The 22,264-nt window shown below is 72.2% G+C and carries 21 protein-coding genes; 13 read left to right on the top strand and 8 right to left on the bottom strand.

Annotated features, from left to right (window positions below; translation table 11 throughout):
• Positions 1 to 27 precede the first annotated feature (27 nt).
• Positions 28 to 675, top strand: a complete 648-nt coding sequence (locus ACFWW9_RS35380) for a hypothetical protein (protein WP_390386626.1) — start codon at positions 28 to 30, stop codon at positions 673 to 675.
• A 22-nt stretch (positions 676 to 697) separates the two neighbouring features.
• Here the strand turns inward: ACFWW9_RS35380 and ACFWW9_RS35375 are convergent, their stop codons facing one another.
• The 3 genes from ACFWW9_RS35375 to ACFWW9_RS35365 all read right to left on the bottom strand — a co-directional run bounded on the left by ACFWW9_RS35375 (position 698) and on the right by ACFWW9_RS35365 (position 3,629).
• Positions 698 to 1,465 (bottom strand): Tat pathway signal sequence domain protein, encoded by a 768-nt coding sequence (locus tag ACFWW9_RS35375; RefSeq protein ID WP_390386624.1) that lies wholly within the window; start codon positions 1,463 to 1,465, stop codon positions 698 to 700.
• Between the two features lie 170 nt (positions 1,466 to 1,635).
• Entirely contained in the window at positions 1,636 to 3,234 is a 1,599-nt protein-coding gene (locus tag ACFWW9_RS35370) for a flagellar basal body protein FliL (RefSeq protein ID WP_390386623.1), read from the bottom strand.
• On the bottom strand, positions 3,231 to 3,629 hold the full coding sequence (locus ACFWW9_RS35365) for a hypothetical protein (RefSeq protein WP_390386621.1): 399 nt from the start codon (positions 3,627 to 3,629) through the stop codon (positions 3,231 to 3,233). The genes ACFWW9_RS35370 and ACFWW9_RS35365 overlap by 4 nt, the downstream gene beginning before the upstream one ends.
• Before the next feature lie 174 nt (positions 3,630 to 3,803).
• Here ACFWW9_RS35365 and ACFWW9_RS35360 point away from each other — a divergent pair, with 174 nt between their 5' ends.
• The 3 genes from ACFWW9_RS35360 to ACFWW9_RS35350 all read left to right on the top strand — a co-directional run bounded on the left by ACFWW9_RS35360 (position 3,804) and on the right by ACFWW9_RS35350 (position 7,625).
• On the top strand, positions 3,804 to 4,541 hold the full coding sequence (locus tag ACFWW9_RS35360; protein WP_390386639.1) for an NAD-dependent deacetylase: 738 nt from the start codon (positions 3,804 to 3,806) through the stop codon (positions 4,539 to 4,541).
• Between the two features lie 38 nt (positions 4,542 to 4,579).
• Positions 4,580 to 6,115: an AMP-binding protein gene (locus ACFWW9_RS35355; protein ID WP_390386619.1), complete on the top strand. Its 1,536-nt coding sequence runs from the start codon at positions 4,580 to 4,582 to the stop codon at positions 6,113 to 6,115.
• A 148-nt stretch (positions 6,116 to 6,263) separates the two neighbouring features.
• Positions 6,264 to 7,625, top strand: coding sequence for an NlpC/P60 family protein (locus tag ACFWW9_RS35350; protein ID WP_390386618.1), 1,362 nt, complete (start codon positions 6,264 to 6,266; stop codon positions 7,623 to 7,625).
• Between the two features lie 40 nt (positions 7,626 to 7,665).
• On the opposite strand, the gene ACFWW9_RS35345 is transcribed toward ACFWW9_RS35350, so the two are convergent.
• Complete coding sequence (locus ACFWW9_RS35345) at positions 7,666 to 8,904, bottom strand: YbiU family protein (RefSeq protein ID WP_390386616.1); 1,239 nt, start codon at positions 8,902 to 8,904, stop codon at positions 7,666 to 7,668.
• An 81-nt stretch (positions 8,905 to 8,985) separates the two neighbouring features.
• Between ACFWW9_RS35345 and ACFWW9_RS35340 the strand changes: the two genes are divergently transcribed.
• The 6 genes from ACFWW9_RS35340 to ACFWW9_RS35315 are packed head-to-tail and all read left to right on the top strand — an operon-like array spanning position 8,986 to position 15,766.
• Positions 8,986 to 10,092 (top strand): ROK family protein, encoded by a 1,107-nt coding sequence (locus tag ACFWW9_RS35340; protein ID WP_390386614.1) that lies wholly within the window; start codon positions 8,986 to 8,988, stop codon positions 10,090 to 10,092.
• 10 nt (positions 10,093 to 10,102) lie between these two features.
• The gene (locus ACFWW9_RS35335) at positions 10,103 to 10,669 is read left to right on the top strand and encodes a molybdenum cofactor guanylyltransferase (protein ID WP_390386611.1); all 567 of its coding nucleotides are present in this window, start codon (positions 10,103 to 10,105) and stop codon (positions 10,667 to 10,669) included.
• A gap of 45 nt (positions 10,670 to 10,714) precedes the next feature.
• On the top strand, positions 10,715 to 11,800 hold the full coding sequence (locus ACFWW9_RS35330) for an AAA family ATPase (protein ID WP_390386609.1): 1,086 nt from the start codon (positions 10,715 to 10,717) through the stop codon (positions 11,798 to 11,800).
• Positions 11,801 to 11,844: 44 nt separating this feature from the next.
• Positions 11,845 to 12,741: a DUF58 domain-containing protein gene (locus ACFWW9_RS35325; protein WP_390386637.1), complete on the top strand. Its 897-nt coding sequence runs from the start codon at positions 11,845 to 11,847 to the stop codon at positions 12,739 to 12,741.
• Complete coding sequence (locus ACFWW9_RS35320; RefSeq protein ID WP_390386607.1) at positions 12,741 to 13,715, top strand: VWA domain-containing protein; 975 nt, start codon at positions 12,741 to 12,743, stop codon at positions 13,713 to 13,715. The genes ACFWW9_RS35325 and ACFWW9_RS35320 overlap by 1 nt, the downstream gene beginning before the upstream one ends.
• Positions 13,716 to 13,717: 2 nt before the next feature.
• Positions 13,718 to 15,766: a hypothetical protein gene (locus tag ACFWW9_RS35315; RefSeq protein ID WP_390386605.1), complete on the top strand. Its 2,049-nt coding sequence runs from the start codon at positions 13,718 to 13,720 to the stop codon at positions 15,764 to 15,766.
• Here ACFWW9_RS35315 and ACFWW9_RS35310 read toward each other — a convergent pair.
• Genes ACFWW9_RS35310 through ACFWW9_RS35300 form a run of 3 tightly spaced genes read right to left on the bottom strand, consistent with a single transcriptional unit; the run spans position 15,763 to position 18,645 of the window.
• Positions 15,763 to 16,647: a TAXI family TRAP transporter solute-binding subunit gene (locus ACFWW9_RS35310; protein WP_390386603.1), complete on the bottom strand. Its 885-nt coding sequence runs from the start codon at positions 16,645 to 16,647 to the stop codon at positions 15,763 to 15,765. The genes ACFWW9_RS35315 and ACFWW9_RS35310 overlap by 4 nt on opposite strands.
• Complete coding sequence (locus tag ACFWW9_RS35305) at positions 16,644 to 17,987, bottom strand: sensor histidine kinase (protein WP_390386602.1); 1,344 nt, start codon at positions 17,985 to 17,987, stop codon at positions 16,644 to 16,646. Before ACFWW9_RS35305 ends, ACFWW9_RS35310 begins: the two co-directional genes overlap by 4 nt.
• Positions 17,980 to 18,645 (bottom strand): response regulator transcription factor, encoded by a 666-nt coding sequence (locus ACFWW9_RS35300; protein WP_390386600.1) that lies wholly within the window; start codon positions 18,643 to 18,645, stop codon positions 17,980 to 17,982. Before ACFWW9_RS35300 ends, ACFWW9_RS35305 begins: the two co-directional genes overlap by 8 nt.
• A gap of 60 nt (positions 18,646 to 18,705) precedes the next feature.
• Here ACFWW9_RS35300 and ACFWW9_RS35295 point away from each other — a divergent pair, with 60 nt between their 5' ends.
• The 3 genes from ACFWW9_RS35295 to ACFWW9_RS35285 all read left to right on the top strand — a co-directional run bounded on the left by ACFWW9_RS35295 (position 18,706) and on the right by ACFWW9_RS35285 (position 21,138).
• Entirely contained in the window at positions 18,706 to 19,437 is a 732-nt protein-coding gene (locus tag ACFWW9_RS35295) for an ANTAR domain-containing response regulator (protein WP_390386599.1), read from the top strand.
• Between the two features lie 169 nt (positions 19,438 to 19,606).
• The gene (locus ACFWW9_RS35290) at positions 19,607 to 19,924 is read left to right on the top strand and encodes a YciI family protein (RefSeq protein WP_390386598.1); all 318 of its coding nucleotides are present in this window, start codon (positions 19,607 to 19,609) and stop codon (positions 19,922 to 19,924) included.
• Positions 19,924 to 21,138 (top strand): RNA polymerase sigma factor, encoded by a 1,215-nt coding sequence (locus ACFWW9_RS35285; RefSeq protein ID WP_390386597.1) that lies wholly within the window; start codon positions 19,924 to 19,926, stop codon positions 21,136 to 21,138. Before ACFWW9_RS35290 ends, ACFWW9_RS35285 begins: the two co-directional genes overlap by 1 nt.
• On the opposite strand, the gene ACFWW9_RS35280 is transcribed toward ACFWW9_RS35285, so the two are convergent.
• Entirely contained in the window at positions 21,135 to 21,932 is a 798-nt protein-coding gene (locus ACFWW9_RS35280) for an ion transporter (RefSeq protein ID WP_390386596.1), read from the bottom strand. The genes ACFWW9_RS35285 and ACFWW9_RS35280 overlap by 4 nt on opposite strands.
• Between the last annotated feature and the right edge of the window lie 332 nt (positions 21,933 to 22,264).

Raw genomic sequence — 22,264 nt, 5'->3', positions numbered from 1 at the left:
AGCGCGTAGGGGGTCGAGAATCGACGCATGGCCGTGATCGCGTTGGTGAGGTACCTCGCCGTGGACGTGCTGCGGTCGCAGCGGTACCTGCCTCCGCTGTTGTTGCACTGCGCGGTGCTGGGGATGATGTTCAGCGGGGACGCCGGGGAGGCGTTGTTCGCCTACGCCGGGTCGTGCGCGTTGATCTACCCGGTCGCCGCGTGGTTCGGCGTGGTGGTCGCGACGACCGAGGACCCGACGCAACGCGCGGTCACGGCCGTGACCGCCGGCGGGTGGGGACGGGTGGCGTCGGCGCAGGCACTGCTGGGCGCGGTCGGGACCGTGGTGCTGGCGGTGGTCGCGACGGTGTGGCCGGTGTTCACCAACCCGCACCCCTACACGCTCGGCGTGATCGGGCTCGGGTTCGCCGCGCACCTGGTGTGCGGGCTGACCGGGGTCGCCGTCGGGATGCTGTGCTCACGGCCCGTGATCGTGCGGACCGGGCCGTCGTTGCTGGCCGTGGTGGCGATCGTGGCGCTGACGTTCAAGTTCGGTGGCGGCACGCCGGTCGGCGCGATGCTCGGCGGGCTGGCCCACCGGGACCTCGCCGGGCTGCCGGTCGCCGGGGGAGCGGCGGTGCTGCTGGTCGTGGTCGCGGCGGGGGCCGTGTGGCGGCTGGGGCCCCGCGGGGCGTGAGGCCACGCCCGGCGGGCGACCGTCAGGCGTACTGGTAAGCCTTCATGTCGCGCAGCAGCAGGTACGTGTCCGCCAGGTGCGCGGTGTCGCTGACGGACCGGTAGATGCCCCACTTCGGGCGCACCACGTCGTCCAGGTACGTGTCGCCGGTCTTGGTGGCGTCGATGACCGTCGCGCCCGCGTCGCGCAGCGCCCACCGGACCCTGCCCGCGCTGCCGTTGCCGATCTTCTGCTCGATCTCGACGTCGATCCACTTGTTCTGCAACGGCGCCAGGTTCACCGACCCCACGGTGATGTCCGGGCCGTAGATCTTGAACTCGATCTTCGGGACGCCGTTGGTGTGCCGCAACGACATCACGGTCAGCGGCAGCGTGCCGGTGCCGGGCATCTTGGTCTGGAAGATGTGGGTGAAGCTGGTCGTGGCCTTGAGCGTGCCGGGGATCCACATCTGGTAGTTCCAGCGCCACGTCTGGCCGTTCTTCACGGTCAGCAGCGTGCCGCCCGACCGCATCCCCTTGACCTCGCTGCGCTGCCGGTCGTCCTTCGCCTCCCGGTCCACCTTGTGCATGTTGAAGCGGAAGTCGTTGCCGGACACGTAGATGTGCGAGCCGCCGTGCGTCGTCAGGCCCCAGTCCTCCACGCCCTCGAACGCGGCGAGGCCCGTGCTCGACGCGGCCGGGCTCCACTTGAGCTGCCACGACGCCGCGCGGGCCGGGCCCGCTCCGAGGATGGGGACCGCCGCCCCCGCGGCCAGTCCGGCGAGAACCGCGCGTCGTCCGATGTCGGCCATCGATGATCCTTCCAGATCCACAGGGCGGCGGATTTGGACGGAAAGGTACTTTTCGGATCCAAGCACCGCGTTCCCGCCGTGGTCAAGGACTGGTCTGGACCTGTTGCCGTCAGGAACGCCGAACGCCCCGCCGCCGAAGATCCGGCGACGGGCGTTCGTGCTGGTGGGGACTACTTGGCGAGCTTCAGCAGCTCGTCGATGTCCTTCGGCTCCAGACCCCGCATCAGGGTCAGGCCGATCTCCGCGTAGGTGCGGACGGGGCTGACGTACCACTTGCCGTCGACCTCGGTCGACACGACGCCGATGCCGTCCTTCAGCACCCGCGCGCCGATCCGGCCGATCACGTCGATCGCCGCGCTGGGCACGCTCTTGCCGCCCTGCTGCTCGATCAGCTGCGTGATCTCGTCGGCGCACAGCTTCTGGTTCTGGCCCTGCGCGGTGACCGTGTAGCAGTCGCCGGAGCGGACGATCTCGACCTTCTCGCCGCCGACGTCCACGCCGAGCTTCTTGATCGTCAGCAGCGTGCCGCCGGTGACGTCCTTGGAGTCCGTCTCGAACGCCGTCAGCTTCGCGCCGGTCGCCGGGAGGCGGCCCGCCTGGTCGATCAGCACCGGACCGAGGTCCTGGAGCACGCCCAGCTCATCCGGCGGCAGCAGCGCGATGACCTTGGTCAGGTCGGCGGCCATGCCGGCCTCGACGATCTGCTTCGCGGCGTCCGACGCCGACCCGGCGCCCGCGGGGGCGATCGGGTTGGACGGCCACTTCAGCTTCTCCTCGTGCAGGACGTTGTCCGCGATCGTGTAGAAGAGGCTGGGGTACCACTCGCCGTCGACCTGGATCGACGCGATGCGGATCGGCTCGCCCTTGTTGGACTTCTTGATCTCCTCGGCGATGTCGATCGTCTCGGTGGTGGGCTTCTCGTTCTGCGCGCCCATCGCCTCCACGAGCTTGTCGGTGAGGGGGATCTTCTTGACGTCCGAGGTGAGCGTGATCTTGCCCTCGGTGAGCTTGTTGATCACCAGGTGGTCGTTGACCTTCTCGGCCGCGCCCTCGTCGAACTTGACGTTCTCGGCCTTGAACTCGACGCCGCTGACCTTGTTCGGGTCGGCGTCCTTCTTCAGCACCTCGAGCCGCTTGAGCTCGTCGACCGTGCCGGTCAGGTAGTCCTTGCTCAGCTTCGCCTCGGCGGGCGCGAGGCCGTTCATGATGCCGATGACGTCACCGCTGCCCAGCGCGCTGACGAGGTTGTTCGCCGCGGCGGCCGGGCTCGGGGCGCCCGCGGCCACGTCGCTGGAGTTCTTCAGCGCGTACACGGTCACGACCGCGCCCGCGGCGAGCGCGACGACGGCCACCACGGCGGTGATCGCCAGGCCGGTGCGCTTCTTCTTCGGCGGGCCGCCGACGTAGCCCACCGGCGGCTGACCGCCGGGGAACTGCTGCTGCTGGGCGTACGGGTCCTGGCCCCAGGCCTGCTGCTGGGGGAAGCCCTGCGGGTTGGACTGCGGGTAACCGCCCTGCTGCGGGTAGCCGGGCTGCTGCTGCGGGAACCCCTGCGGGTTGCTCTGCGGGAAGCCCTGCTGCGGCTGCTGGGGGAAGCCCTGGGGGTTGGACTGCGGGTAACCACCCTGCTGCGGCTGCTGCGGGAAGCCCTGCGGACCCGTCTGCGGGTAGCCACCCTGCTGGGGGTTCTGCTGCCACCCACCCTGCTGCGGCTGGTTCGGGTTGTTCTGCGGGGGCCATTCGCCGCCGCCGCCACCTGGGTAGCTCACGGTGTTCCTCCTGGGTCATTGGTCGCTGTGCGGGCCGACGCGGTGAGCACGGTGATCGCCCCCGCGATCGCCAGCACGGCACCACAGAGGGCAACGGCCGGTCCGGTCAGGCTGATCCCGACCATCGCGCCCTCGTTGCTCCCTTGGACGGTGGCAAGTGCCGCCACCGTTCCCGTGATCGTGCCAAAAAGAATTCCGATCCACGCGGCGAATCGACGAAGTCCGAAGGTGAACAACAGCACGCACAGCACGGCCACCGGCGTCATGGACACCCACGCGACCCGGATGACCTCGCCGTACCCGTTCCCCAGACCCGCCCAGCCACGCAGCGCGAGCACCTCGTAGCTGTTCCGGTTCACGGTTCCCGACCGCAACCAGGGCAGGAACGAGCCCATGACCGTTGTTATCAAACCGAGAGCGGCTACTCCGCAACCAACCCACATCACGCGCACACGGGACATGCTCGCAGCCTTTACCGGCACATTTTCCGGCAACCCGCGAAAATGGTGGTCGAGACTCCGTGGAACGGTGGTGCGGTGAGTGCGCGAATGGTGACGGCGAGTGAGGCGATGGCGTCCGCGAGGCGGATCACGGCCCTCACCGGCGCGGGCGTGTCGACCGCGTCCGGCCTCCCGGACTTCGGCTCGCCAACGGCCGCGGCCCTCCTCGACCCGGACCTCACCGACCCCGAGGCCCGCCGCACGACGTGGCGCGCGCGCCTGGACCACCCGGTCTGGACGGCGTCCCCCAATCCCGCACACCGCGCCCTCGTGGACCTGGAGCGGTCGGGCCGCCTGCGCGCCCTGCTGACTCAGAACGTCGACGGCCTGCACCAGCGGGCCGGGTCCACATCCGTCGTCGAACTGCACGGCTCGATCCACGGCGTCCGCTGCGTGGCGTGCGACGCGCACGCCCCGATGGCCGACACGCTGGCTCGCGTTCGTGGTGGCGAGCCCGATCCGGCGTGCCTGACCTGCGGCGGCGTGCTCCGGTCGACCACTGTGTCCTTCGGCGAACCGCTGGACTCCTCCGTCCTCCGCACCGCCCGCACGGCCGCGCTGGACTGCGACCTCCTCCTGGTCGCGGGCACGTCGTTGCTGGTCGCACCTGCCGCCGACCTCGTCGACCTGGCCGCCCGAGCGGGTGCGCTCGTGGTCATCTGCAACTCCGAGCCGACGCCGTTCGACGCACGGGCCACCGCTGTGGTCCGCGACCCGGTGGCGGACTCGTTGCCCGCGCTGGTGGCCGTGCCGGTGATCGAGTCGGATCGACCGGTCCGGACGTGGGGCGATCCGAGTACTTGGTGATTAGGGTGAACCCCTGATCGACACCGGAGGTGCGTCCCATGAAGGTGCCACTGACGATCGCGGATTTCCTGGACCGCGCCGAGCGCGTCTTCCGGGACACGACCGCCACCATCGACGAACCCGACCAGCCCGCGGGCCCCGTGGCGACGACGACCTACGGCGAGATGGCCGTGCGGGCGCGGGCCTGGCAGGCCGGGCTCGACGCGTTGGGCGTCGGGGAGGGTGAGCGGGTCGCCGTGGTGAGCCACAACTCGGCGCGGCTGCTGGAGTTGCTGCACGCCGTGCCCGCGAGCGGGCGGGTGTGCGTGCCGGTCAACTTCCGGCTCAGCCCGGACGAGGTGGCCTACATCGTCGAGCACAGCGGCGCGTCGGTGCTGCTGGTCGACCCGGAGTTGAAGCACCTGGACGGGATCGGGGCGCGGCACCGGTTCACGCTCGGCGAGGAGACCGAGACAGGACTGATGCGGTTCGACGCCGAGCCGCGGCCGTGGGGCGAGCCGGACGAGGACGCGACGGCCACGATCAACTACACCTCCGGCACGACCGCGCGGCCCAAGGGCGTGCGGCTGACGCACCGCAACATCTGGCTGGACGCGGTCACGTTCGCCATGCACACCCGCGCGTGGGAGCGGGACGTCTACATGCACGTGCTGCCGATGTTCCACTGCAACGGCTGGGGGATGCCGTTCGGACTGGCCGGGGTCGGGGTGCCGCAGGTGGTGCTGCGCAAGGTCGACGGGGCCGAGATCCTGCGCCGCGTGCGCGACCACGGCGTGACGCTGATGTGCGGCGCGCCCGCCGTGTGGAACTCCGTGCTGGACGCGGCGCAGACGTGGGACGGCGAGATCCCCGGCCGGGACACCGTGCGGGTGGTGTGCGCCGGGGCGCCGCCGCCGAGCCGGACCATCGCGCGGGTGTCGGAGGAACTGGGCTGGGAGTTCCAGCAGATCTACGGCCTCACCGAGACCGCGCCGCTGCTGACGTTCAACCGCACGCGGCCGCAGGACGTGGACCTGCCCGCCGAGGAACGCGCGCACAAGCTGTCGCGCGCGGGGTCGCCGGTGGTCGGGGCGCGGCTGCGGATCTCCGAGGACGGCGAGGTGCTCGCGCGCTCGAACGTGGTGATGGACGGCTACTGGGAGAACCCGGAGGCGACGTCCGACGCGATCTCCGACGGCTGGTTCCGCACCGGTGACGGCGGGTTCCTGGACGACGAGGGCTACCTGACGATCTCGGACCGGCGCAAGGACGTGATCATCACCGGCGGCGAGAACGTGTCGTCGATCGAGGTCGAGGACGCCGTGTTCGGCCACCCGGCCGTCGCCGAGGTCGCGGTGATCGGCGTGCCGCACGAGAAGTGGGGCGAGACGATCAAGGCGCTGGTGGTGGTCGCGGAGGGCGCGGCGGTCACCGAGGCGGAGATCATCGCGCACTGCAAGGCGAAGCTCGCCGGGTACAAGGCGCCGACGTCGGTCGAGTTCCGCGACGCGATCCCGAGGACGGCCACCGGCAAGATCCAGAAGTTCCGGCTGCGCGAGCCGTACTGGGAGGGCCGCGACCGCAAGGTGAACTGATCACTCTCCGTGGGCATGTGACACGAGTGGTTGATGGTGCGCGTGTTCCCCCTGGAATCGGAGGGGGAGGAGTGGCACCCTGCCAGGAAGCATCCACGTTGGGCCGAACGGCCCAACGTGGATGGGCTGATCGGTGGGAGGTGGCGTCGTGTTCACACGACGGGCAGTCGCTCGGATCGCGGTCTCCGGTGTGCTGGCGGTGGTCGTCGCGCTGGCGACGGCGGGGTCGGGCTACGCCGCACCGCCGCCACCGCCCAACCCGAGCGACTCGGAGATCTCCGCGGGCCGGGCCGACGCGGACGCCAAGGCCGCCAGGGTCGGCGAGCTGACCGGGGAGCTGACCCAGGCGGAAGCCCGGTTGCAGGAGTTGACCGACGACGTCGCCACCAAGATGGAGTTGGCGAACAAGGCCAGGGTCGACCTGGAGACCGCGCAGGCCGAGGCCGCCAAGGCGCTCGCCGACGCCGACTCGGCGAAGGTCGAGGCCGACGCCGCTGGCAAGGCCGTCGAGGACAGCCGCCGCGACCTGGACGAGTTCGCCGCCGCCAGCTACCAGCAGGGCAGCACCATCGGCTCGATCAGCGCGTACTTCGGCGCGTCCAGCCCGGAGGACCTGCTGGCCCGCGCGCAACTCCTGGAAGCCGTGTCCGGGTCGAGCCTCAACGCCATGGACCAGATCGAGCGCAGCCGCACGGAGAAGGCCAACAAGGACTCCGCCGCGCGCGCCGCGCTCGACGTGGCCAACCAGAAGCAAGCCGCCGCCGACGAGGCGAAGAAGGCCGCCGACTCCGCGCAGGCCGTCGCCGTGCAGGCCCAGCAGGGCCAGGCCGCGCAGGCGGCGCTGATCCGCGACAACAAGGCGGGCGTCGAGGCCCAACTCGCCGAAGCGCTCGGGGCCGTGGACGGCCTCACCGCCCAACGCGCCCAGTACGACCAGTGGGCGGCGGACAAGCAGCGCGAGGACGACGAGAACGCCCGCCGCGCCGCCGAAGCCGCAGCGGCCGCCGCCGCGCCACCACCGGCCTCGTCCTCCGGTGACGACGATTCGTACGAGCCCGCGCCCGCCCGCCCGATCCAGGTCGCCCCGAGCGGCGACGGCGTCGAAACCGCCATCGCCCGCGCCATGGCGTACCTCGGCATGCGCTACTCGTGGGGCGGCGGCAACTACAACGGCCCCACCGTGGGCATCCGCGACGGCGGCGTGGCCGACTCCTACGGCGACTACTACAGCGTCGGCTTCGACTGCTCGGGCCTGATGATGTACGCCTTCGCAGGCGCGGGCGTGTACATCCCGCACTACAGCGGCTACCAGTACAACTCCGGCCGGAAGGTCCCCCTGAACCAGGCGGAACGCGGCGACATGCTCTTCTGGGGCCCCGGCGGCGGCACCCACGTCGCCCTCTACCTCGGCGACGGCATGATGATCGAGGCCCCGTACTCCGGCTCCAGCGTCCGCATCTCCCCGGTCCGCTACGGCGGCATCATGCCGTACGCGACCCGGCTGCTCTAGGCGGTCGGCGGGCCGTCGCCGGAGCACGCCGCGAGAAGCGCTAACCGAGACCGAGTTGTGCGCGACCGGTCGCGTTCAGGTCGCCCAGCAGTGGGCGGCCGGACCAGGTGGTCTCGTAGTCCTCCGCGGCGAAGTCGGTCGGGCTGGTGCCGTGGAGGAACGCCTGCCCGCACTTTTCGGCGTAGGCGGCGTTCTTCTCGCAGTGCGGGCTCGCCGGGATGTACATGACGTTGCCCCAGCCCTTCTGGTCGGTGACCTCGCCGACCGAGTGGATCAGGTCGCCGTGCCACCAGACCGTGTCGCCGGGTTCCACTGCGGGAATCGGGGTGAGGGCCGGGAGTAGGAGGGGGTGCCACTTCGCGTCGATCGGGAGGGCCTGGCCGTTGGTGGTGCCGCACAGGTCGTCGTCGGGAACGTCGTCCTGCAAGGCGCGCAGGAGGAGGTAGGCCATGGCGGACGGGACGGGGACGACGTGCAGGACGCCCTCCGTCGGGGCCATGTCGGACAGGGCCGTCCAGCCCTGGAAGGTGCGGAAGGCCGAGCACATGACCGTGGAGTCGAACTCGTGGACCTCCGTGCGGTGGGCGCCGTCCCACGGGTCGTAGGCGTCGACGTCGCCGTCGAACACGTGGCGGAACACGTCCTGGTAGGCGGGGAGCAGCCAGCGTTCGACCGAGCCGGAGTCGGTGTGCGGGGAGAGGCCCGCGGAGGTCGCGCCGGGGGCGCGGCGGCGGACGCGGTCGGGGTAGGCGGTGTCGCGGGTGGGGTCGAACCAGACCCTCCCCTCGGACTCGTGCTTCCAGAAGCCGTTGAGGAAACCGCGCACCGCCACCATGTTCGGGTCCTCGCGGGCCTCCATCTGCGGCTTCGACCAGTAGATCGGGAAGATCGACGGCCTGCCCGCCGCCAACCCGCCGAACACGCCGTCGTCCACGTACTCGTAGGTCTTCTCGAACTCGTTGCGCTCCAGGTAGGACACCAGGTCGCGGTCCCACGCCTCGGCCCGCGCCCGCGGGAACGTGCCCTTCACGACCGCGCACCCGCGCCGCCGGACGGCCTCCACGACGTCGGCCGGGACGGTGCCCGCGGCGATGTCGGCGAACCGCACGACGGGCCACACCTCCTCGCCTCGCTCGCGCCGCGCCACGACCTCGTCGACCTCGGCGCGCATCAGCTCCTCGACGCGGGCGAACGCCTTCCCGACGTCGCCGATCCGGTGGCGCAGTTGGGTTTTCGTCGCGCGGATGGCGGCGGGCATGTCCGGGGGAGCGGTGGTCACGGGGAACCTCCGTTGATTTGGTAAGGTGACCTAACTAGAACGTTCGCCTACGGTAGGCCGTCCGACGGAGGGAGCGCAAGGGTGGAACGGGCGTTGCCCCAGTCGGTCCTGCGCGAGGCCACCGACCGCGCGCTGTTCGACGAGGTCGTCGGCCGCGAACGCGTGACCCGCGCCGAACTCGCCGCCGCCACCGGCTTCTCCAAGCCCACCGTCTCGGAGTCCGTGCGCCGCCTGACCGACGGCGGCCTGCTCGCCGCCACCGGTCCGCAGGAGACCGGGAAACGGGGCCGGGTGGGCACTTTCTACGAACTGGGCACGTCCGCCGGCTGGGTCCTCGCCGTGGAGGTCGACCAGGCGGGCGTGCAGGCGTGGTCCGCCGACCTCGCGGGGCGCGTGCGCCACCGGCACGCGCGGCCACCCGGCGTCGCGGGCGACACCGGAGCGCTGGCCGACGCCCTGCGCGCGGCCGTCACGTCGGCGCTGGACGAGCCTCCCGCGGGCCCGCTGCGGGCCGTCGCGGTGTCGATGGCGAACCCCGTCCACCCGACCACGCACGAGGTCATCGCCCTGCCCGGCACCCCGTTCCCCGAGGGCCTGCTCAACCTCGCCGACGTCCTCGCCGACCTCGTCACGGCCCCCGTCCTGGTCGACAACGACGTCAACCTCGCCGCGCTCGCCGAGCAGCGAACCGTTGGGGCGTCGAGCTTCGCGTACGTCTACGTCGGCGCGGGCCTCGGACTGGGCCTGTACCTCGGCGACCGGCTCGTCCGCGGCGCGCACGGCCTCGCGGGCGAGATCGGCTACCTCCCCGGCGCGGGCCCGGACACCCTCGCGGCCGAGTTGGCGGCCGACGGCTTCGGCCGCTCCGACGCCCCCTCCAACGACGTCACCGCCGTGCTGAAGGCCCTGGACGACGACGACCCGCGCGCGCTTGCGGTCTTGGTCGCCGCCATCACCCGCGTGATCGCCTCGGTCACGGCCGTGATCGACCCCGAGGTCGTCCTCCTCGGTGGCCCGGTCGGCACCCACCCGGCGCTGCTGGACCCGGTGCGCGCCGCCATGGCCGCGCTGTCGCCGAGCCCGGCCCGCATCGCCTACGGCACCCTCGGCGCGGAGGCCCCGCTGCACGGCGCCACCCGCCTCGCGCTCGACCACGCCGTCCGCACGGCCGTCACGGGCCTGCCCTAGCGTTGCCGCCATGACGGACTGGGCCGCGATCGTGCTTGCCGGAGGGTCCGGGCGTCGGCTCGGCGGGGTCGACAAGGCCGGTGTCGTGCTCGGCGGGCGGACGTTGCTCGACCGCGCGCTGGCCGCCGTGGCGGGGGCGTCGAAGATCATCGTCGTCGGGCCCGAACGGGATGTCGACGGTGTCGTGTGGACACGCGAGGACCCGCCCGGCGGCGGCCCCGTCGCCGGGCTGGCGGCGGGGCTCGCGGCACTGGCCGATGTGGACCTCGTCGCCGTGCTGGCCGTGGACCAGCCCGGTGTCACGGCTTCCACTGTGGACCGTCTGCGGGACGCCGCAGGGGAAACCGGGGCCGTCCTGGTCGACGACGGGCACCTCCAGTGGCTCGCCGGGGTGTGGCGGACGGCCGTCCTGCGGACCGCGATGCCGGCGGAAACCGACGGGGCCTCACTGCGGTCCGTGCTGCGCCCGCTGGCCCCCGTCGAGGTGCCGGCGCGGCCCGGCGAGGCGCACGACGTGGACACGCCGGAGGACCTGGCGACCCTTCACAAGCGCCATACCGGTGACCAGGTTGACTAGGCTCGCGAAACCGCCAGTGCTGTGTGTGTTCTAGGAGGTTGACACGTGACCGAGTCCGGTCCGGGCACCGAGGGTGCGGTGGGCGAGCCGACGCCCAACACCCCCGCTCGTGATGCCCAGCTGCTCGAACGGACCGTGTTCGAGGTCAAGCGCGTCATCGTCGGGCAGGACCGGCTGGTCGAGCGGATGCTCGTCGGTCTCCTCGCGAAGGGCCACCTGCTGCTCGAGGGCGTGCCCGGCGTCGCCAAGACGCTCGCGGTCGAGACCTTCGCGAAGGTGGTCGGCGGGTCGTTCTCGCGCGTCCAGTTCACGCCCGACCTGGTGCCCGCGGACATCCTCGGCACCCGCATCTACCGGCAGAGCAGCGAGACGTTCGACGTCGAGCTCGGCCCGGTCGTCGCCAACTTCGTCCTCGCGGACGAGATCAACCGCGCGCCCGCCAAGGTCCAGTCGGCGATGCTGGAGGTGATGGCGGAGCGGCACGTGTCCATCGGCGGCAAGACGTTCCCCATGCCGAACCCGTTCCTCGTGCTCGCCACCCAGAACCCGATCGAGAACGAGGGCGTCTACCCCCTCCCGGAAGCCCAGCGCGACCGGTTCCTGTTCAAGATCCAGGTCGAGTACCCGACCGCCGAGGAAGAGCGCGAGATCGTCTACCGGATGGGCGTCGAGGCCCCGGTGCCGAGCCAGGTGCTCAGCCCGGACGAGCTCGTCCGCCTCCAGGGCGTGGCGTCCCGCGTGTTCGTGCACCACGCGCTGGTCGACTACGTCGTCCGCGTCGTGATCGCGACCCGAGCGCCGAAGGAGCACCAGCTCGACGACGTCGCCGGGTGGGTCGCGTACGGCGCGTCGCCGCGCGCCAGCCTCGGCATCATCGCCGCCGCCCGCGCGCTGGCGCTGGTCCGCGGCCGCGACTACGTGCTGCCGCAGGACGTCGTCGACGTCGTGCCGGACGTGCTGCGCCACCGCCTCGTGCTGTCCTACGACGCGCTGGCCGACGGCGTGCCGCTCGACCACATCATCACCCGCGTGCTCCAGACCGTGCCGCTGCCCCAGGTGTCCGCCCGGCCGCAGCCGCCCACCGGCCAGCCGGTCGCACCCGTGCAGGCCGGGATGGCCGGCAGGCCGTGAGCGCCGGGGAGGTCGGCGAACGCCCGTCCTGGGCTCCGCCGGTGATGCACGGCGGCCGCATGGAGGCCGCCCTGCGCACGCTCGAACTGGAAGTGCGCCGCAGGCTCGACGGACTGCTCCAGGGCAACCACATGGGCCTGGTCCCCGGACCGGGCTCCGAGCCGGGCGAGGCCCGGACCTACCAGCCCGGCGACGACGTGCGCCGGATGGACTGGGCCGTCACCGCCCGCACGACCGTGCCGCACATCCGCGAGACCGTCGCGGACCGCGAGCTGGAGACGTGGCTGGCCGTCGACCTGTCGCCCAGCCTCGACTTCGGCACCGCCGTGTGCGAGAAGCGCGACCTGGCCATCGCCGCAACGGCCGCCGTCGCGCACCTCACCAGGGGCGGCGGCAACCGGATCGGCGCGCTCGTGTCGACCGGCGACGCGCTGGTCCGCGTGCCCGCCCGCGGCGGCCTCGCGCACTCGCGCGGACTGATCCGCCGCGTCGCCGAGACCCCCCGCGCGCCCGAGGGCACCAGGGGCGACCTCGCGGGCGTGGTCGAGCAGCTGCGCCGCCCGCCGCGCCGCCGCGGCCTCGTCGTGGTGATCTCGGACTTCCTCGGCGACACCGGCTGGCAGCGCCCGCTGCGGGCCCTGTCCGCCCGGCACGACCTGGTCGCGATCGAGGTCGTCGACCCCCGTGACATCGACCTGCCCGACGTGGGCACCGTCGTGCTCGCCGACCCGGAGACGGGGCGGCAGCGCGAGGTCACCGCGTCACCGCTGCTGCGCCGCGAGTTCGCCGCGGCCGCAGCCGAACACCGCGCCGACGTCGCCGCGGGCCTGCGCCAAGCAGGCGCGGGCCACCTCGTGCTGCGCACCGACTCGGACTGGATCGCCGACGTCGTGCGCTTCGTCGTCGCCCGCAAGCGCCGCTGGTCTGGAGGAGTCGCCTGATGTTCGGGCTCAGCTTGGGGGCGTTCGCGACTCCGTGGTGGTTCCTGCTCGTGATCGCGGTCGCCGCGCTCGCGGTCGTCTACGTGCTGCTGCAACGGATGCGGCGCAGGCGGATGCTCCGCTTCGCGAACCTCGAACTGCTCGAGAAGGTCGCCCCGAAGCGCGAGGGCTGGTACCGCCACGTCCCCGCCGCGTTCCTGCTCGTCGCGTTCCTGCTGCTCACCGTCGCGCTCGCGGGCCCGACCGCCGAGCAGAAGGTCCCGCGCAACCGCGCCACCGTGATGCTGGTGATCGACGTGTCGCTGTCGATGAAGGCCACCGACATCCAGCCGTCGCGGTTGGAGGCGGCCCAGGTCGCGGCGAAGTCGTTCGCCGAGGGCCTGACCCCCGGCATCAACCTCGGCCTGATCTCGTTCGCCGGCTCGGCCACGGTCCTGGTCGCCCCGACCACCGACCGCGAGGCCGTCAGCCAGAGCATCGGCGACCTGAAGCTGGCGCAGTCGACCGCGACCGGTGACGCGATCGTCGCCGCCATGGCCGCGATCGACTCGTTCGGCAAGGTCGTCGGCGGCGCGGACGGCCCGCCGCCCGCCCGGATCGTGCTGATGACCGACGGCAAGGAGACGGTAGGCACCCGCAAGGCGTTCGACGCCGCAGGCGACGCCAAGAACGCGGGCATCCCGATCTCCACGATCTCGTTCGGCACCGAGCAGGGCGTCGTCGAGATCGAGGGCCGCCGCCAGGACGTGCCGGTCGACGACGACTCCATGAAGGAGATCGCCAAGCTCTCCGGCGGCGAGTTCTTCAAGGCGGCCAGTGCCGAGGAACTCCGCCGCGTCTACGACACCCTGGGCGAGCAGATCGGCTACGAGAAGAAGCAGGCCGACGCCAGCAAGCCGTGGCTCGTCCTCGGGACCGTCCTCGCCATGCTCGCCGCCGCCGGGGCCCTGGTCTTCGGCCAACGCCTGCCCTGACGGTGACGATCGACCATCGCGCCGAGGTCGAGCGGCTGCTGGACGGACCGCCGAGCGCGCTCGCGTTCCGCGCCCTGTGCGTGGCGGTCGGCCAGGCGGGTGGGTCCGCCGACCTGGTGGCCCGGTGCGCGGAGCGGTTGGCGCACTGGCCGGACGAGACGCGCGAGGCGCCATGGTCGTGGCTCGCGGGTCTGGAGGCCGGGGTCGAGCGGCCGACGTGGCCGCTTGTCCGGTCGCTGACCCTGCGGTCGGCGGCCATCGGCATCGTCGACTTGGCGCTGCCCGATCCGCGGGTGATGCCGGATCTGACCCACCTCGACCTCGGCCGGTTCGCGCACGACCAGCTCGACGCGCTGTCCCGGACCGCCGACCAGTGGCCCGGCCTGCGGTCCGTCCGCACCGGGCACCTCACCCAGTTCGACGCCGAGGCCGTGGCGCGGCTCGCGACGAGCGCCGCCGTGGCGCGGCTCGACTCGCTCGTGCTGGTGGGCGTCGAGGAATCCTTGTGGCACTTCGAGATCCCGCCGTTCCGGCCGGCCGCCGGGCCGCCGTGGCGGCTGCGGCACGCGGGCCTGCGAGCCCCGGACCTGGTCCACCTCCTGCGGTCGGGGCTCGTGCCCGACCTGCGGTCCGCCGAAGTCCTGGTGAGCAGCCTCGACGAGGCCCGCGACCTCGCCGAGTGCCCGGAGTTGGCCGGGCTCGACCGGCTGGCCATCGGGTTCCGCGTCGGCCGCGACGGGATGCACGTGATGGGGCGACCGGTCGTCGGCAACGTCCTCGTCGAGGACGACGAGGCGTGCGAGGTGTTCTTCGCGCGGGCCGATCTGGCGGGACTGCGCGACCTCGCGGTGGTGGGCGCGACGACGGGGCCCAACCGGGAAGGGCTGGGACCGCGTGGGGTGGACGCCGTGGTCGCGAGTGGTGTGTTGCCTCGGTTGACCGGTCTGCGCCTCGAACGGCTCCCGCTCGGCGACGCGGCGCTCACCCGCGTCCTCGCGGCCGTGGACCCGGACCGCCTGGAGGAGTTGGCGCTCGTGGACGTCGTCGCCACGGACGCGACGGCCGCCGCGTTCGCGGGCACGTTCCCCTGGCTGCGCTCGCTCGACTTGAGCCGCAACGTCCTGGGCCCCGAAGGCGCGCGACGGCTGGCGACTGACGTCCGGCTGCCCGAGTTGCGGCGGCTTGACCTGAGCGGGGGCCGGGCCGGCTCGCCGTACTACGGGCGGAACGCGGTCCAGCCGATCGGCGACGCCGGTGTCGCGGCGTGGGCCCGCTCGTCCAACGCCGACCGGTTGACGCACCTGGCCCTGGCGGCCGTCGGGCTCGGGATGCCCGGACTGACCTCGTTGCTGGAGTTGACCGGGTTCGAATCGCTGGACCTGGCGCACAACCCGCTCGGCGACTGGTCCCCGGCGTTCCGCGACGCCCCGGTCTGGAACGCGGTGGAGCGCTTGGACGTCACGGCGTGCGGGCTGGGGGACGACGCCGTCGAAGCCCTCACGGCGACCGCGTCCGCCCCGCGCCTGCACCGGGTGTCGCTCGCCTACAACAGCCTTGGGTCCCGGAGTGCGCGAGCCCTCGCCGAGTGGCCGCTGCTGCCGCAGTTGTGGGAGTTGGACCTGCACGACCACGTCATCGGGGACGACGGGCTCCGCGCGCTGGCCACGTCCGGTGCGGCGGCGCGGCTGCTCACCCTCGACCTGGAACAGGACTGCTGGAACACCGAAGCGCGTTCGTTCGACCTGCCGCTGCCCGACGAGGTCGTGGCCCTGGAGTCGTTTCCCGGCCTCGACACGCTGCTGCTCGGCGTCGTCGACGAGTACCACGGGGCGCGGTACTCCTGCGGATTCCCCTCGTACACCGCGCTCCTGGCGTCGGGCACCGCTCGGCCCGAGTTGCGGGCGTTCCTCGCCGTGCTCGACCCGGAGGAGTTAACGGATACCGGGTCGGTCGGGGGCGACCCCGACCGCGACTTCCGCACGCGGTGGGCCGAGCGCCACGTCGACGCCGTGGCGGAGGCCGTCGACTTCGCCCGTCGGCTCGCCGACTAGCCGTGCAGATCCCGGTAGGCCTCGGCCGCGCCGGGGTGCAGGGGGATGGTGGTCGTGCCGATGAGGCTGCGGACGTCGAGGAACTGCGTGCCCAGTGCCTGGGTGGGGACCAGGTCGGCGGCGCGTTCGACCAGGGTGCGGGTGATGGTGGTCGCGACGGCGTCCGGGAGGTCCGGGCGGCAGACGAGCAGGTTGGCGACGCCGACCGTGGGGATCTCTTCCTGGGCGCGGTAGACGCCCGCCGGGACCGACACCGGTTCGTACACGGGGCCGTAGCGGGCGCGCAGGGTCGGGAGGACGTCGGACAGCGGGAGCAGCCGGACGGGGACCTGCCGGTCCAGGTCGGAGACCGTGGGTGTCGGGACGCCGCCGGACCAGAGGAACGCGTCGATCCTGCGGTCCGCCAACGCTTGCGCGGCCTCGGCGAGCGGCAGGTGGTCGACGCGGTCGCCCAGGGTGGCCTCGGTGACCAGGCGGTCGCCGAAGACGCTGGCTCCGGACCCGCGAGCGCCGAGGGACAGCGGGCGGTCGGCCAGGTCGTGGACGGACCGGGCGGGGTCGTCGGCGCGGACGACGAGCTGGAAGTAGTTCTCGTACACGCGGCCGAGCGCGCGGAGGTCGGTGCCGGTCGCGGTGTCCGCGAGGGTGAGGCCGAGGTCGGCTTGGCGGTCGCGGAGCAGGGACAGGTTCTCCAGGCTGCCCGCGGTGACACGTGGTGTGACGTGCGGGTTCGGGTCCAGTTGCCGGGCGAGGAGGGTGGCGAAGTCGAGGTAGAGGCCGCCCTGTTCGCCCGCCGCGAGGGTCAGGGACGACGTGGGCGTGGGGGAGCAACCGGCCAGGGCGAGCGTGCCGAGGAGGAAGGTGCGGCGGCTGACGGTCACAGCGGCGGCTCCAGGGGCAGGGTGAGCCGGGCGCGCAGGCCGTGCGGGTCGGCGGTGCTCAACGACAGGGTGCCGCCGCGGGCGGTGGCGACGCGGTCGGCGATGGCCAGGCCCAGACCGGTGCCGCGGGTCGTGGTGCCGCCGCGCCAGAACCGGGTCGTGGCGAGGGCCAGCTGGTCGGGCGGCAGGCCGGGGCCGTGGTCGGTGACCTCCAGCCACGCCGTGCCCGCCGCGCGGTCCGCGCCGAGCGTCACGTGGCCGCCGTCGCCGTGCTTGACGGCGTTGTCGATCAGCACGTCGAGCACCTGGGCGACGTCGGATTCGGGGCAGCGCACCAGGATCGCGAGCCCGGTGGGGATATCGGCGGTCGCCGACCAGAAGTCCGCGCGGTCCGCCACGACCGCGCCGAGGTCGGCCAGCGCGGGCTCCCGACCGCCCGCGGCGGCCTCCGTCGCGGTGCTCTCGGCGGTCGCCAGCGCCAGCAGACCGTCCAACAGGGACTCCAGCCGTTCGACCTCCGCCACGGCCGCGCGGTAGGTGCCGTCCGGACCGACCTGGGCGGACAGCACGTCCATCCGCAACCGCAGCGCCGCCAACGGGTTGCGCAACTGGTGGGAGGTGTCCGCGATGAGCCTGCGCTGCTGGTCGGCCGCCTCGCTCACGGCGTCGGACATGCGGTTGAACGACTCCGACAACGCCCGCAGCTCGCGCGGGCCGCTGCTGCTCGGCACGTGCGCCCGGCGCTGGCCGGACGTGACGGCGCGGACGCCGCCCTCCAGTTCCGCCAACGGCCGCAGGAGCCAGCGGGACACCACGAGCGCCAGCGCCACGCACCCCAGCCCGGCGGCCAGCGCGCCCGCCAGCACCCACGCCCAGCCGACCGCGACGTCGGACGCGGCGAGGTCGGTAGACGCGCGCAGCACCACGACACCCGCTACCCCGGTCCCCGTGCCGACCGGGCGGGCGAACACGACCGTGCCGGTCGACCACGGGCGGACGGTCGGGACCGGCGCGGCGGGCTGGTTGCGCAGGGCGGCGTCCACGGCCTCCGACAGCGCCGGATCGTCGGGGGAGAGGTCGCCGGAGCGGGCCACGACCTGCCGCTGCCCGTCGAGGACGAGCACGGGTTCGGCGTAGAGGGCGGTGAACGCGGTGATCTCGGCGGCCAGCGCCTCGCGGTCGCCGGTCGCCAGCGCGGCGAACCGGTCCAGGTCCGCGGTGCGGCTGATCACGAACCGCTGCGTGCGCTCGGCGGCCGTGCTGGACAGCAGGGGGAGGGCGAACGCCGTGACGGCCGTCGCGGAGAACAGCAGCAGCACGACCAGGAGACGTCTACGCATCCGCGCTCAACCGGTAGCCGAAACCGCGGATCGTGGCGATGACGCCCGGCCGGTCCAGCTTGGCCCGCAACTGCGTGAGGTGCACGTCCAGGGTCCGCGACACCGCGAGGTACGCGTCACCCCACACCTCGTCCATGAGCTGCTGCCTGCTGACCGCCGTGCCCGGACGACTGGCCAGCACCGCCAGCACGGCGAACTCCTTCGTGGTCAGCGCCACGTCCCGACCCGCCACGACCACGCGCCGCGCGTCCAGGTCGATCTCCACGTCACCCACCCGCACCACCCGGTCCGCCGTCCCCGTGCGGGCAGCGCCGCGCCGGACCACGGCGTCCATCCGCGCTAGCAGCTCGGCGAGCCGGACCGGTTTCACCAGGTAGTCGTCCGCGCCCGACCGCAGGCCGCGCACGATCGAGCGCTCGTCGCCACGGGCCGTGAGGACGAGGATCGGGACGTCCGCCACGCGGCGGACCTTGCGCAGCACCTCCAGCCCGTCCTGGTCCGGCAACCCCAGGTCGAGCAGCAGCAGGTCGAAGTCCCGGTGCGCGGTGAGCGCGTCCACACCCCGCGCCACCCGCCGGGGTTCGTGGCCGTGGGCGCCGAGCGCCTCGACGAGGGCGTCCGCCACCCCGTCGTCGTCCTCGACGAGCAGTACCCGCACCGGGTGCTCCTTCCGCGTGTGGGGGTTCAGTATCGCTGCCCGTGTGTAGACAATGCTGGTGTGAGCATCGATGAGGTGGAGTCGGCTGCCCGGCTCGACGAGGCGAGCGCGGCCCTGGAGGACCTCCAGGGCGTGCTGGCAGGCGAGGAACCGATCCAGGAAGCCCTCCAGGGCCTGGCGGAGGCCGCCGTGCGCGTCATCGCCGACGCCGGGGCGGTGAGCATCACCATCGTCGACGGTGAGAACGCCAGCACCGCCGCCTCCACCAGCGACGAGGTCATCCGCATCGACGCCGAGCAGTACGCCTCCGGTGAGGGCCCGTGCCTCGAAGCCGCCCACACCATCGCCCCGGTCCGCGTGGCCGTGGCCGAAGCCCACGACCGCTGGCCCGTCTTCGCCGCCGCGGCCGAGAAGGCAGGTGTCGTCGCCTACCTCTCCGCCCCGTTGGCCGTCGGCGAGGACATCCTCGGCTCGCTCAACGTGTACGGCTACGTCGACGAGGCCTTCGACCCGTACGACGAGGCCCTGCTCCGCCTGTTCACGACCGCGGCCTCCGGCGCGATCACCGCGGCACGCCGCTCGACGCGGTCCCGGCAGATCATCACGAACCTCACGAAGGCCCTGGTGTCCCGCGCCGAGATCGACCAGGCCAAAGGCGCGCTCATGGCCGTCCACGGCATCGAACCCGACGTGGCGTTCCAACGACTCGTGGAGGAGTCGCAGACGACGAACACGAAACTCGTCGAAGTGGCCCGAAGACTCCTGGAGTCACTGCGGGAGAAAGCGGAGTAGCGGTCGGCCCCACCCCTCCGGATCGGGTGAACGCGGCGCGGTCGAGCGGCCGCCCGCCGCCGGTTCGTCGAGGATCTGGAAATTCGGGAAAACTCGTCGCGTCACCCTGTCGATTTCGGTCGTCCTCGTTCGTCGGGTAGGCGGAACGACGACAACACGGAGGTACACCATGCGGTACATGCTGCTCATCTGTGCTCAGGAAGGCGTCGAGGTCGACGTGGTCGAGCCGATCGAGCCGTGGATCGAGTTCGTGGGGAAGCGGTGGTTGGACGGGTCGCGGTTGCGGCCGGTCGGGGATGCCACGTCGGTGGTCGTGCGGGACGGGGAGGTCGTGGTGTCCGACGGGCCGTTCGCGGAGACCAAGGAGCAGGTCGCCGGGTTCGACCTGGTGGAGTGCGCTGACCTGGACGAGGCCCTGGAGATCGCGGCTCGGCACCCCGTGGCGCGGTTCGGGACGGTCGAGGTCCGGCCGCTCTGGGAGGACTGATGACCTCGGTCGAGGACGTGTTCCGGGAGGAGTGGGGGAACGTCGTCGCGACGCTCATCCGGACCACCGGTGACTGGGACTTGGCCGAGGAGTGCGCGCAGGAGGCGTTCGCGGTCGCCGTGGAGCGCTGGCCCCTGGACGGGGTGCCGCGGCGGCCGGGAGCGTGGTTGACGACGACGGCGCGCAACCGCGCGCTGGACCGGTTGCGGCGCAAGGCGAACGAGGCCGTGAAGGTGCGGGAGGCTGCCGTGGTGGTCGGTCCGGACGACCCCGACGACGACAGCGGCGTGCCCGACGAGCGGCTGCGGTTGATCTTCACCTGCTGCCACCCCGCGCTGGCGGTGGAGGCGCAGGTGGCGTTGACGCTGCGGACGCTCGTCGGGCTGACGACCGTGGAGATCGCGCGGGCGTTCCTGGTGCCGGAGGCGACGATGGCGCAACGGCTGGTGCGGGCGAAGCGGAAGATCCGCAACGCCCGCATCCCGTACCGGGTGCCACCGGACCACGTGCTGCCGGAACGGACGCGGGCGGTGCTGGCGACGCTGTACCTGCTGTTCAACGAGGGGTACTCGGCCACGGCCGGTGCGGACCTCGTGCGGCAGGGGCTGTGCGCGGAGGCGATCCGGATCGGGCGGGTGCTGGTCGGGTTGATGCCGGACGAGCCGGAGGCGGTGGCGCTGCTGGCGTTGATGCTGCTCCACGACGCCCGCCGGGTGACCAGGGTGGACGACGCCGGTGACCTGGTGGTGCTGGGCGAGCAGGACCGGAGCCGGTGGGACCGGGCGCAGATCGCCGAGGGCGAGGCGCTCGTGGAGTCCGCGTTGCGGCGCGGGCCCGTGGGGCCGTACCAGGTGCAGGCGGCCATCGCGGCGTGCCACGCGTCGGCCGTGACCGCGGAGGAGACGGACTGGCCGCAGATCGCCGCGCTGTACGGGAAGTTGGTGCGGTTGGTGCCGTCGCCGGTGGTGGAGCTGAACCGGGCCGTGGCGGTGGGGATGGCCGACGGGCCCGCTGTGGGGTTGGCGTTGGTGCTGGCTCTGGACGCGTCGGGGGCGTTGAGCGGGTATCACCTGTTGGCCGCTACGCGGGGGGATTTGTTGCGGAGGTTGGGGCGGTCGGCTGAGGCCGCGGAGGCTTATCGGGAGGCGTTGGAGTTGGTGGCCACTGATGCCGAGCGAAGGTTTTTGGTGCGGCGGTTGGAGGAAGTTGGTTAGTCGGGCTTGCCTGCTGGTTGGAGGCGCAGGGCTCGGACTTCTTCGCGCAGGGCGCGGAGTTCTTCGAGGATCAGGGAGTCGTCCGGGGCGGGGCGCGGGGCCGGGACGGGGGACTGGATCTCGGACTCCATGGCGCTGCACACGACGGCGATGAAGAGGTTGAGCATCGTGAACGTGCCCACCAGGAGGTAGCAGACGAAGAAGATCCAGGCCAACGGCTGTGCGGGCATCAGGTCGCGCATGACGTCGGACCAGCCGTCGCCCGTGGTGATCTGGAAGAGGGTGAGGACCGTGGAGCCCAGGTCGGCGAAACGGGCGTCGCCGGTGGACTGGAACAGGTTGCTGGCCACCACGCCGCCCACGTAGAGCAGGAGCGTGAGGAGGCCGGAGAGGGAGACCAGGCCTGGAATGGACTTCACCAGGGCGGAGACGACTCGGCGCATGCTCGGGACCATCGAGACGAGGCGCAGGGCTCGGAGGATGCGGAGGGAGCGCACCACCGAGAGGACGCCGCCCGCCGGGAGCAGCGAGATGCCCACCACCAGGAAGTCGAAGCAGTTCCACGGGTCGCGGAAGAAGCGCAGGCGGTGGGCGTAGAGGCGAGCCGTCAGCTCGGCCACGAAGATGCCCAGGGCGATGTGGTCCAACGTGGTCAGGAGGGTGCCGTGGGTGGCCACGAGGGAGGCGGAGGTTTCGCAGCCCAGGGCGATGGCGTTGATCAGGATGACGGCGATGATCACGCGTTGGAAGGGCTTGCCGTCCACGATGGTGCCTACGCGGTCGCGCAAAGCCATGGGAACTCCTGAGGTCGGCCCGTGGGTCGCGGGCGTGCTTCTGGAGAAGAGGGTGCGCCGCGTGGTCGTCCATTGCGGACGGGGACAGGGTAGTGGATCTCTCGGGGCGAGGGTCGGTATGGGGGGTTCACCCGATGTGGGTACTTGGGGCGGGGGCTGGGTGGGGGCTTGTTGTCGGACCCCGTGGGTAGCGTGTGTGTCGGGGGGTTCTCGCGTTTGGGGGACCTCTGGGAGGTCTGCAACGGGTCCGTGGTGCGCCGTGGGTGTTTTGGGAGGCTAACCCCCGATTGCGCCGATTATCCCACCCTCTTTCGCTTTGTCAAGGCTGGAAA

Origin of the sequence: Umezawaea sp. NPDC059074 (assembly GCF_042738955.1) — a bacterium.
Taxonomy (GTDB): Bacteria; Actinomycetota; Actinomycetes; order Mycobacteriales; family Pseudonocardiaceae; genus Umezawaea.
Note: the sequence above shows the minus strand (reverse complement) of the source record. Positions and strands in the feature narration are given on the sequence as shown.

Bases quoted from the DNA above. Each gene is read 5' to 3' on its own strand.
- ACFWW9_RS35355 (WP_390386619.1), top strand. From the start codon at position 4,580: ATGAAGGTGCCACTGACGATCGCGGATTTCCTGGACCGCGCCGAGCGC.
- ACFWW9_RS35365 (WP_390386621.1), bottom strand. From the start codon at position 3,629: ATGGGCTCGTTCCTGCCCTGGTTGCGGTCGGGAACCGTGAACCGGAAC.
- ACFWW9_RS35360 (WP_390386639.1), top strand. From the start codon at position 3,804: ATGGCGTCCGCGAGGCGGATCACGGCCCTCACCGGCGCGGGCGTGTCG.
- ACFWW9_RS35305 (WP_390386602.1), bottom strand. From the start codon at position 17,987: ATGCGTAGACGTCTCCTGGTCGTGCTGCTGCTGTTCTCCGCGACGGCC.
- ACFWW9_RS35335 (WP_390386611.1), top strand. From the start codon at position 10,103: ATGACGGACTGGGCCGCGATCGTGCTTGCCGGAGGGTCCGGGCGTCGG.
- ACFWW9_RS35285 (WP_390386597.1), top strand. From the start codon at position 19,924: ATGACCTCGGTCGAGGACGTGTTCCGGGAGGAGTGGGGGAACGTCGTC.
- ACFWW9_RS35380 (WP_390386626.1), top strand. From the start codon at position 28: ATGGCCGTGATCGCGTTGGTGAGGTACCTCGCCGTGGACGTGCTGCGG.
- ACFWW9_RS35290 (WP_390386598.1), top strand. From the start codon at position 19,607: ATGCGGTACATGCTGCTCATCTGTGCTCAGGAAGGCGTCGAGGTCGAC.
- ACFWW9_RS35320 (WP_390386607.1), top strand. From the start codon at position 12,741: ATGTTCGGGCTCAGCTTGGGGGCGTTCGCGACTCCGTGGTGGTTCCTG.
- ACFWW9_RS35325 (WP_390386637.1), top strand. From the start codon at position 11,845: ATGCACGGCGGCCGCATGGAGGCCGCCCTGCGCACGCTCGAACTGGAA.
- ACFWW9_RS35280 (WP_390386596.1), bottom strand. From the start codon at position 21,932: ATGGCTTTGCGCGACCGCGTAGGCACCATCGTGGACGGCAAGCCCTTC.
- ACFWW9_RS35375 (WP_390386624.1), bottom strand. From the start codon at position 1,465: ATGGCCGACATCGGACGACGCGCGGTTCTCGCCGGACTGGCCGCGGGG.